The 10,798-nt window shown below is 38.8% G+C and carries 9 protein-coding genes; 2 read left to right on the top strand and 7 right to left on the bottom strand.

Going from position 1 to position 10,798, the window contains the following annotated elements:
* Positions 1–22: 22 nt before the first annotated feature.
* From H9L23_RS18110 to H9L23_RS18095, 4 genes are all read right to left on the bottom strand, one after another.
* Complete coding sequence (locus tag H9L23_RS18110; protein WP_246474964.1) at positions 23–862, bottom strand: IS3 family transposase; 840 nt, start codon at positions 860–862, stop codon at positions 23–25.
* Between the two features lie 2 nt (positions 863–864).
* Positions 865–1,383, bottom strand: coding sequence for a helix-turn-helix domain-containing protein (locus H9L23_RS18105; protein ID WP_187591690.1), 519 nt, complete (start codon positions 1,381–1,383; stop codon positions 865–867).
* A gap of 165 nt (positions 1,384–1,548) precedes the next feature.
* A complete protein-coding gene (locus H9L23_RS18100) occupies positions 1,549–2,181 on the bottom strand; it encodes a gluconate 2-dehydrogenase subunit 3 family protein (protein ID WP_187591689.1) in 633 nt (210 codons plus the stop codon).
* 11 nt (positions 2,182–2,192) lie between these two features.
* On the bottom strand, positions 2,193–3,929 hold the full coding sequence (locus H9L23_RS18095; protein WP_187591688.1) for a GMC family oxidoreductase: 1,737 nt from the start codon (positions 3,927–3,929) through the stop codon (positions 2,193–2,195).
* Between the two features lie 290 nt (positions 3,930–4,219).
* Here H9L23_RS18095 and H9L23_RS18090 point away from each other — a divergent pair, with 290 nt between their 5' ends.
* Positions 4,220–5,425 carry a class I SAM-dependent methyltransferase gene (locus H9L23_RS18090; protein WP_187591687.1) on the top strand — a complete coding sequence of 402 codons (1,206 nt, stop codon included), beginning with the start codon at positions 4,220–4,222 and terminating at the stop codon, positions 5,423–5,425.
* Positions 5,426–5,782: 357 nt separating this feature from the next.
* On the opposite strand, the gene H9L23_RS18085 is transcribed toward H9L23_RS18090, so the two are convergent.
* Complete coding sequence (locus H9L23_RS18085; RefSeq protein WP_187591686.1) at positions 5,783–6,142, bottom strand: DUF1304 domain-containing protein; 360 nt, start codon at positions 6,140–6,142, stop codon at positions 5,783–5,785.
* Between the two features lie 434 nt (positions 6,143–6,576).
* Here H9L23_RS18085 and dnaK point away from each other — a divergent pair, with 434 nt between their 5' ends.
* Complete coding sequence (gene dnaK, locus H9L23_RS18080; RefSeq protein ID WP_187591685.1) at positions 6,577–8,487, top strand: molecular chaperone DnaK; 1,911 nt, start codon at positions 6,577–6,579, stop codon at positions 8,485–8,487.
* Positions 8,488–8,788: 301 nt separating this feature from the next.
* Here the strand turns inward: dnaK and H9L23_RS18075 are convergent, their stop codons facing one another.
* Both H9L23_RS18075 and H9L23_RS18070 read right to left on the bottom strand, forming a co-directional pair.
* Positions 8,789–9,865 carry a phosphotransferase enzyme family protein gene (locus tag H9L23_RS18075; RefSeq protein WP_187591684.1) on the bottom strand — a complete coding sequence of 359 codons (1,077 nt, stop codon included), beginning with the start codon at positions 9,863–9,865 and terminating at the stop codon, positions 8,789–8,791.
* On the bottom strand, positions 9,856–10,755 hold the full coding sequence (locus H9L23_RS18070; RefSeq protein WP_187591683.1) for a nucleotidyltransferase family protein: 900 nt from the start codon (positions 10,753–10,755) through the stop codon (positions 9,856–9,858). The genes H9L23_RS18075 and H9L23_RS18070 overlap by 10 nt, the downstream gene beginning before the upstream one ends.
* Between the last annotated feature and the right edge of the window lie 43 nt (positions 10,756–10,798).

The following is a 10,798-nucleotide window of genomic DNA, read 5'->3' as shown; positions in this document are numbered from 1 at the left end:
CAGAAGTTTGGACAAAAATAATTTAATTTTTCCACATTTGAGTTCGGTACTTTACCGGACTCATTCCTTTTAAGTTAAGTCTGATCCTGTCGTTATTATAATAGCTTATGTAAGATTTGATTTCCATTTTTAGTTCTTCTATGGTTTGATATTTTTTCAGGTAAAACAGTTCGGATTTTATAGTTCCAAAAAAGTTTTCAATGACTGCATTGTCCAGGCAATTTCCCTTCCTTGACATGCTCTGTATAACAGCTTTTTCCTGAAGGAGCTTTTGGTACGCCTTCATTTGGTACTGCCATCCCTGATCGGAATGTAAGATAAGCGCTGTTTGTTGCTTGGGTATGCGTATAAAAGCTTCTTTGATCATTTCTGTTACTTGCTTAAAATTCGGCCTTTCCGACAATTTGTAACTTATTATCTCACCATTAAAAAGATCTATTATAGGCGAAAGATATAACTTTTGTACGCCTACTTTAAACTCTGTAACATCTGTTGCCCATTTTTGGAAAGGCCTATCTGCTCTAAAGTTACGCTGCAATACATTCTCGGCCACTTTACCGAACTGCCCCCTATAGGTTTTATATTTCTTTACCCTGATCACACTTTTCAGCCCCATCGACTTCATGAGGCGCAGAACTGTTTTATCATTGAGATGAAAGCCCAGCTCCCTTAGGGCATAGACCATCCGTCTATACCCTAATCTGCCCTTATGCTGGTCATATAAGTTCTTGATCTGTATTTTAAGATGACCGTATTTATCTGCTTTTTTATTTTTCTGGATTTGGTAATAGAACGTACTCCTAGCCATATCTGCTGCCTGTAGCAACATTTTAAGATCGTGTTTCTGCCTTAATCCCTGGATGATCAGCGCTTTTTCTTTTTCTCTGCTTCTTCCTTCTGAATTAAGGCATACAACTTTTTTAGATATTCATTTTCGGCACGCAAAAAATTGTTTTCCTTTTCCAACTCCTGCTCCCTGGTTTGTTTAGGATTATTCTTTTTAGATTTTTTATCGGGTGCATCCATAAATTTTCCCCTACATGATTTGAAAAGTGCCCCCACACCTTCACTTTCATACTTCTTTTGCCAATTGCTGAGCATACTGACTGAAGGAAGTTTGAATCTGATGCAGGCCTGGTATAAAGATAAGCCTTCAGTTCTTAATGTTTCTATTACTGTTAACTTAAAATCGCCATCGTATTGACGTGGCTGCAATTGTAATCCTTCAATTCCATAGGCTTTATAAAAACTAACCCATTTATCCAAAATCGTATGGTTAATCTGGTTTTCCTTAGCAATAGCACGAACCGAACCTTCTCCATTGATCGCCTGTTTTACCAACAGTAATTTTAACTCTAAACCGTATTTAATTTTTCTACTCATAAAAATGCCCCCATAAAGTGTCTAACTTTTTGGGGCAGTGTATTTTAAAACTTGACTTCTTTAGTATAGGATTATATTTTTTATGTGCCGTGGTTCACGTGTTCACGAACTGCGTAATTACCGTCAAGTGAAGGTACATACCAATGACAACTTTTTTTTATACGACTATACCTCCACATTTTCCATGCCGTACTGTTTCAGTACATCAGCAGGAACGCCGGCCCATTGGTTTGGTGCGTTGCCAACATAACCAATGTCTTTTACCCCCATTTCTGTCGTATAAAAACCCGATGCCGTTAAACTTCTCATCCTGTTGAAAAAGGTTACGCCTGCCTGCATTTCTGGGCGGGCTTTTTTAGGGTAGGCAATTTCATCCACAATCGAAATCTGCTGATCTGCCGACGCTTCAACAAACGGTTTTTGAAATTTATTGAAACTGTATACATCGAGCCATTTCAGTCCGCCACGCATGGGTACTTTATGTTCAGGAATATCTTTTACTATAAATTCGATAAACTCGGGCACTTTTGCTTCCGATGCGCTGCCCGAAACTTCATCCTTTGGAATAATGATGTCGGCCAAAACTGTAATGGTGGCCATTTCATGTTTAGTAAAAAAGGTTTCCGATTTCAGGTTTTTGTCGCGGTCTAACTCCCATTGTTCTCTTCCCGCTTCTTTTGCGGTTTCTTCAGGTGCGGCGGCTTCGGTTTTTGTTTCAGGTTGTTTACAGGCATCTAAAAGTACAGTTGTACTAATGGCTGTTAAACCTAATGCTTTTATGGAATCACGTCTGTTCATTATGGTAATTCTTAAATGTTCTGTTTTTTCTTTTGAGCTAAAATATATTCCGCAGTACGCATCGAAAGGGCTAAAATCGTCCAGGTTGCGTTTTTATCGCCCTGTTGTACAAATGGTCCGGCATCAACCACAAAAAGGTTTTTGCAATCATGTGCCTGGCAGTATTTATTCAATGCCGATTTTTTAGGGTCATCGCCCATACGTATGGTACCTACTTCGTGGATAATTTTCCCAGGGTTAAGTAAGCCGTAATTGGTATCTGCCCCCTGAATTTCAGAAGTAACCACGGCCCCCATTTCCTTCATAATCGAAAGGAAGGTTTCCTGCATGTGTTTTGCCTGCAGAATTTCATCTTTGTCCCATTTATAGTTAAATCTTAAAACCGGAATACCATATTTATCTACCGTATTCGGATCTATCTCGCAGTAATTGCTTTCTCTGGCAATTGCGGTACCACGACCAGCCATTCCAACTCCGGTTCCATAGAAACGGCGGTAATCATCTTTTAATGATTTTCCGTAACCTCCGGCTTCTTTCATTTTGCCATCTCTTCCAGGTACCATTCCGTTCATTTCGGCTACACCGCCACCAAAACCATAAGCTGGCATACCCATGCCGCCCCAATATTCGATGTGGTAACCACGCGGGAAGTTGAGTTTGCGGTTATCTAACCACCATGGTGAATAAATGTGTACACTACCAACGCCGTCTTCATTATAACGTTTCCTATCCATTAATTGAGGCAGAAAGCCCGAAACACTGGCTCCGGTAGAATCGTGTAAGTATTTTCCAACCACACCGCTGCTATTGGCCAGGCCATTTGGATGTGAGGCTGATTTTGAATTTAATAATATTCGGGCAGATTCGCAGGCACTGGCGCCTAAAATAACCAGTTTCCCGTTTACCTGATATTCCTGCAAATCTTTGCGGTTTACATAAGAAACACCTTTTGCGGATCCATCTTTATCGGTAATTACTTCACGCACCATGGCGTCGGTAATTACGGTAAGGTTTCCGGTTTTTACTGCAGGATTTACCAAACATGATGAAGACGAAAAATCGCCATAAACTTTACAGCTTCTGCCACATTGGCCACAATAAAAACAAGGTGCGCGATCGCTGTTATTCGGTAAAGCTTCGGTAAGGACTGATCCACGGCCGGTAATTACTTTTACCCCAGCTTTTTCTGCACCTTTTTTGATGAAAAGCTCATTTAACCTGGGTTTTGGCGGTTTCATGAAAATTCCATCCGGCTCACTTTCAATTCCTTCTGCCGTTCCATAAATACCAATCATGCGGTCAACTTTATCGTAAAATGGTTTTACATCAGCATAAGTAATCGGCCAGGAATCAGTTAAACCATCTTTAGGTTTAAAATCTTCCGGACCCATCCGTAAAGAAATCCTGCCCCAGTGGTTGGTACGGCCACCGAGCATCCGCGAACGGAACCATTCGAATTCGCTTTTGTTTTTCTGGGTATAAGGCTCGCCTTCTAACTCCCAGCCACCATAAGAAGCATCAAAATCACCAAATGGACGAACGGTACCTGCACCGCGGCGGGGCGATTCCCAGGGCCATTTTAATTGATGTGAATCTAATCGTGGATCGAAATTTTGACCGGCCTCGAGCAATAATACCTTTTGCCCTGCATGTGCCAGAACGTACGCAGCCATCCCGCCACCAGCTCCTGAGCCAACAATAATGGCATCATAAACGGTTGGAGATTTTTTTATCTGAAAGTCACTCATGTATTATGGTTAGCTATTTTAATACCCTAATCTAAAGCTTAATTTTTTGAAAAAAAAGCGATCCGCTACTTTGGAATCAATATAGATAATAATAGCAGTACGTATTTCTAAATCGTATTACCTCACAGGTTTATTTAGGGCCTTGCCAGCGGTTTTTCTGGTTGAAAATTTTTTCCATCTTCCATTTTACTTCATTTATCAGTTTTTTCTATAGTCGCTCTATTGTTACATTATCGCTTAAATATTCGGCTGCAGATAAACTTGATTATCTTTGCAGTTCAAAATTACCAATGGCAGTATCAGAATATATCAAACAGTTTAGTATCGCTTTAAAAGAAAGCCTGGATGCAACAACCTTTGTGAAAGTTTCTTTAGGGAACTATAAAGGAGCGGAGGAAGCGCTAAAGCAGTTGCTGATCCGTAAAGTGGCGATTAAACGTGAAGATAAGCTGGCCTTTACCTATCGATATAAAACCCGCGATGTGGTAAAAAACTATGTCGTTGATGAAGGGCTAGACCTGATTACTGATTATCTGGAAAATGGATTTAAAATAGGAACCTTATTTACTACCGAAAAAGACCTGATTTTAGAAGAACTGAACAACGGTAAAGTGGTTTTGAGGGAAACGAAAGCATCAGCTAAAGAAGTCCCTTCTGCCATCCACGACAAAGAAAAAACCAGATTGATTAAGCCCGATTCAAAATCATATTTAACCGAGTTGAAAATTACCGATGCTGAAGGTAAGGTTTTTAAAAATGCACAGGATAAATTCCGTCAGATTAACCATTACATCGAAATTTTAAGTGCTTTGATTAAAGAATTGCCAGAAGGTACGATTAAAAAAGTGGCTGATATGGGCTCTGGCAAAGGTTATTTAACTTTTGCACTATATGATTATTTACATTCGGTTTTAAAACTGGAAACTGAAGTAGTTGGGGTAGAGTATCGTCAGGATATGGTGGATTTGTGTAATAGTGTTGCTGAAAAATCTGCTTTTGCCCAATTGAATTTTGTTCAGGGGACGATTGAAGATTATAATGCTGAAGATGTTAATTTATTAATCGCCTTACATGCCTGCGATACGGCAACAGATGATGCCATTTTTAAAGGAATTAAAGCAAATGCCGAACTGATTGTTGTTGCACCATGTTGCCATAAACAGATCCGTAGAGAAATTGAGCAAAACAAAGTGAAGAATGATGTATCGTTTTTAACTAAATATGGCATCTTTTTAGAACGCCAGGCCGAAATGGTTACCGATGGTATTCGGGCCTTAATTTTAGAATATTTTGGCTATAAAACCAAGGTTTTTGAGTTTATTTCTGATGCACATACGCCAAAGAATGTGCTTGTGGTGGGGGTGAAAAAAAGTCCGAAGTCTTTAGTCGGAAGTCCGAAGAACGAAGAGCAAAAGAGAATTTTAGAGAAAATAAAAGCTAGCAAGGAGTATTTCGGGATTGGTTACCATCATTTGGAACGGTTATTGGAATTGTAGTTGTCTTGGTTAGATGCCCGCGGAATAACGATTACTCTTTTTTAACCTTCCTTTTCATTAACTAAACATAAATCCATAACAACACTGGCTTTTTCTTGGTTTTAAGAAGCACGTCTGTTTTTTTTCATGATTGCATCTGATAAGACTGGGCAGCCGGCACTTTGCCCAAATAAAGTTTATGGATAAATTTCCTAGTTAGGAACAGGCGTGTAAGAATGTGCAACCACAATCCGTTTAAAAGGGCTTAATAATTCTATCTTCAATTATTTTATTGTTCTTAACAGGATTCAATCCGAAAATAGCAAATGAGATGAGGAGAGCGAATAACTTCTGCATGTGCTAATCGAAAACTATAAACTACAGATGCAATAAAATCAATGCGATTAATGCGGGGATAGATTGTACATAAAGGATTTTTTTACTGGCAGTTGCAGCGCCATAAATACCTGCAATAATAACGCAGGTTAAAAAGAATATGGCCACATAAAATTTCCAGTGATGATCGGTTATGCATAGCGACCAGATTAAGCCTGCGGCTAAAAAGCCATTATATAAGCCCTGGTTGGCCGCCAATGTTTTGGTTGGTACGAATAAATCTTTCGGAATGGTTTTAAAAACTTTTGGAGCTCTGGTGGTCCAGGCGAACATTTCCAGCCAAAGGATGTAGATGTGGATAAAGGCGACTAAGCCGATTACGATTTGGGCTGCTATTTGCATATAATGGGGATTACACAGATTTAAATGATTACACTGATTAATTGTATCTCTAAAGATATAAAAATTAAGGGCGTTTTTTTTACTGTCTGTTGTAACTAAACCCGATAGGAGCGGGCATCCCGACGTAAAGTCGGGGTAAAGCGGATAGCGGGGCTGCTGCCTCCGAAGTACTGCTGACTTTCATTTACAAATCCTTTTAAAAATAAACTTTGCTTAACCTTTAGTCTTTAAGCTTTCACCTTTGGATTTGCCCCTTATCCATCGTCCATCCCACATCTTCCATCATTCTCTGTCATGCTGTCAGTAGAGACAAGTCTCTTTTTTTACATTTTAACAGTCTTTTACCCATATTTTCTGCCAAAAACCAATTGGCACAAGCATTGTTTAATAGCAGTAGAAATTATAATACTTTAAAAAGAGAAATTAAAAATACAATGGGAAAAATTATTGGAATAGACTTAGGAACAACAAACTCTTGCGTGAGCGTAATGGAGGGCAATGAGCCTGTAGTTATCGCAAACAGTGAGGGTAAACGTACTACACCGTCTATTGTTGCTTTTGCAGAAAACGGTGAGCGCAAGGTTGGCGAGCCTGCTAAACGTCAGGCTATAACCAACCCAACAAAAACGATATATTCGATTAAACGCTTTATGGGTAACAGCTACGACGAAAGTGCGAAAGAAGCTGGGCGTGTACCTTATAAAGTAGTTAAAGGTGATAACAATACACCACGTGTAGAAATCGACGACAGAAAATATACTCCACAAGAGATTTCTGCAATGATTTTACAAAAAATGAAAAAAACTGCTGAAGATTTCTTAGGTCAGGAAGTTACAGAAGCAGTTATCACTGTACCTGCTTATTTTAACGATGCACAACGTCAGGCTACTAAAGAAGCTGGCGAAATTGCAGGTTTAACTGTAAAACGTATCATTAACGAGCCAACTGCAGCAGCTTTAGCTTATGGTTTAGATAAAGCACACAAAGACATGAAAATTGTTGTGTTTGACTGTGGTGGTGGTACACATGACGTTTCGGTTTTAGAATTAGGTGATGGCGTTTTCGAAGTAAAATCTACTGATGGTGATACTCACTTAGGTGGTGATGACTTTGACCACATTATTATCGATTGGTTAACTGAAGAATTTAAATCAGAAAACAGCATGGACCTTGCAAAAGATCCAATGGCTTTACAACGTTTAAAAGAAGCTGCTGAGAAAGCTAAAATTGAGTTATCAAGCACAACTTCAACTGAAATTAACTTACCATACATTACTGCTGATGCCAGCGGCCCTAAACACTTAGTACGTACATTATCTCGTGCTAAATTTGAGCAATTGGCTGATAGCTTAATTAAACGTACTATCGAGCCTTGTAAATCTGCTTTGAAAAATGCTGGTTTAAGCACAAGCGATATCGACGAAATTATCCTGGTAGGTGGTTCAACCCGTATCCCTGCAATTCAGGAAGCGGTTAAAGCTTTCTTCGGTAAAGAGCCAAGTAAAGGTGTTAACCCTGATGAGGTTGTGGCTATCGGTGCTGCAATTCAAGGTGGTGTGTTAACTGGTGATGTGAAAGATGTATTGTTATTAGACGTTACGCCTTTATCATTAGGTATCGAAACTATGGGTGGTGTAATGACTAAATTAATTGAGTCTAACACAACAATCCCAACTAAAAAATCGGAAACTTTCTCAACTGCAGCTGATAACCAGCCTTCAGTAGAAATCCACATTTTACAAGGTGAGCGCCCAATGGCTGGCCAGAACCGTACAATTGGCCGTTTCATTTTAGATGGTATTCCACCAGCACCTCGTGGTGTGCCTCAGGTAGAAGTATCATTCGATATTGATGCCAATGGTATCTTACACGTAAGTGCGAAAGATAAAGCTACAGGTAAAGAGCAAAAAATCCGTATTGAAGCATCTTCAGGTTTAACTGATGCTGAGATCAAAAAAATGAAAGAAGAAGCTGAAGCTAATGCAGCAGATGATGCTAAGCAAAAAGAAGAAGCTGATAAAATCAACGGAGCTGATGCATTAATTTTCTCAACTGAGAAACAATTAAAAGAGTTTGGTGATAAATTATCTGCTGATAAAAAAGCACCAATCGAAGCTGGTTTAGAGAAATTAAAAGCAGCTCATGGTTCACGTAACTTTGCAGATATCGATGCAGCACAAGCTGAATTGCAAAATGCATGGAACGCAGCATCTGAGGAAATGTACAAAGATGGCGGTCAGCCTCAAGGTGCTGAACAACCACAAGCTGATGGTCAGCCTCAAGGTGGTGGCGATAACGTTACTGACGTTGATTTTGAAGAAGTGAAAGAAGACGATAAGAAATAGTCTTGAGTCTGAAGTCCTGAGTCGTTAGTCTTGGGAGTATATAAAAAGCGTTCCGGTTTAAAATCGGAACGCTTTTTTTGTGCATTAAACCTCGCAGGTTTTTAAAACCTGTGAGATTTGGAAATCACTTATATGACCTTAAATATCTTATGTGGTTCAAAAGATTTTGGAAATGATTGTTCCTGTACTTTTCGGGAACTGTAGTCCCGCCATTTGCTACTTCCGATGAAGGATCGGAATCGCTGCTGTCGGGTTTAGGTAAGAGGGCTTGTATTTTAAACCTTGCAGGTTTTAAAAAGATCTAAACCAAGTTTTCTTCAATAATATCCTGTAATTCTTTTTCGTTCACAGCTAATTCATATAGCAGTTTAAACTGGTTTTTAACACGATCTAAGTTTTGGGTAGGATAACTTGTCGGATAGTACTTGTTTCCGTTTAAAAAGTCGGTTAAAAAGCGCAGGGCCTGCATGTAGATCATGTATTTACCCGAGAATACTATAAGCTCTTTTTCCGTTTCCGTTAAAATGCTTTTCATTTCCAATAAATAGCCTTTAATCATTGCTTCGAAATAAGGCAAACGTATTTTGATCTTTTCCAGATCGGTTTCATTTTCAGAGAAAGCACAAAGATAGGTGCGCATCATATCACCCAGATCGGAAATAAATTTCCCAGGCATAATGGTGTCCAGGTCGATTACGCAAATCCCTTCATTTGTTTCGCTATCCAATAACACATTACTGATTTTGGTATCGTGGTGCATTACACGGTCTGGAAAATCCTTTCTATGGGCATAAGAGTTATAATAATCTAAGATATATTTATGTGTTAAAGCATCTGAAATCTGTGCTTTGGCATCTTGTTTTAATGTTTCATCAGCCTGGTTTAAGGCCAAATTAAATTGTTCATACCTTAAGCCCAGATCGTGAAAACCAGGGATAGTAGGTTGAAGCGTTTTGGCATCAAAGTGATCTAATAACCTGCTCAGTTTACCAAATTGCCTGGCAGCCTCATAGGCTTGCTTAGGATCGGCCAAAACATCTAAAGAGATGGTATTGGGCACAAAAGGCAACATTCGCCAATATTCATTATGGATATGCGCCATTTCCTCGCTGTTAGCTGTAGAAACAGGTTTTATAAAAAGATATTCAGGATAATTAAAGTTAAGATAATCGGAAATTGCCCTGAGGTTGTTGGCAATGGCCTGGGGTGATTTAAATACCGAAGTATTGATATTTTGAAGGATGTATTTCTTCTCTTCCGTTTGGGGCGAAAGCAAATAAGTACGGTTAATCAAACCCGTACCTATTTGTGTAATTTTTGTATTTTCTTTAGCGTATCCGTAGGCTTCTAAAACTTCGGAGTCTAAATTTAGTTCCATAATTTTTCAGGATATGTTCCGTTTTTAACCAATTGGTCAATACTATCCTGAACATAAGGTTTATCTTCTTTATAAGTTACACCAAACCATTTATTTGAAGTAGGTATTACTTTAAAAGTTGCAGTGTTGCTTTTCACCAGGTTTTCGCCAATTAATGGAATAAAAAACTCTGCTTTAGGTTTATCTTTGTTTGCCTCTGCAAATTCCCTGAACAATTCTTCGGTAATTTTAAAAACAGCTGGTGTAAAACCCCAGAAATTCATTGAAACCGGTGTTTCGTAAGCTAAAGGAAATTCTTCTCCATTTTCTTCGTAAAAAATACTGCCATCTTTAGGATAAACTTTCGTACGTTCTACAATTTCCTCCAGGTTACCTGAAGCATCTACTTTACAAACACCACGCGAAACTGCGCCAAACTCTGATAAAGTTTTACCGATTTCATAACCGATAATCGAATAATTGCTGTCTGTTACTTCTGTGGTTAAGAAATCAACCATCTTTTTAAAAGCATCGTAACCATAATAATCATCAGCGTTAATTACGCAAAATGGTTCTTTAATTACATTTCTGCCCGAAAGGATTGCATGTGCAGTACCCCATGGTTTCTCTCTGTATATTTCTTCTTCGATACCGAACTGTTTTAAATCGAAATTCTGGAAAACGTAATCTGTTTCAATTCTGCCAGCCAGTTTAGGCTCGAAAATGGCTTTAAAATTGTCTACAAACTCTTCTTTAATGATAAATACAACTTTACCAAAGCCTGCGTTAATGGCATCATATATTGAGTAATCGATAATGGTTTCGCCATTGGGACCAAAACCATCAATCTGTTTCATACTTCCGTAACGGCTAGCCATACCAGCAGCCAATATTAATAGGGTGGGTTTCATCTATTATTTATTATTTTTTTTGGTGCAAAAACTTTTGATGATG

The organism is Pedobacter roseus, assembly GCF_014395225.1.
In the GTDB taxonomy this organism is placed as follows: domain Bacteria; phylum Bacteroidota; class Bacteroidia; order Sphingobacteriales; family Sphingobacteriaceae; genus Pedobacter; species Pedobacter roseus.
This window is presented reverse-complemented; position numbering and strand designations above follow the sequence as displayed.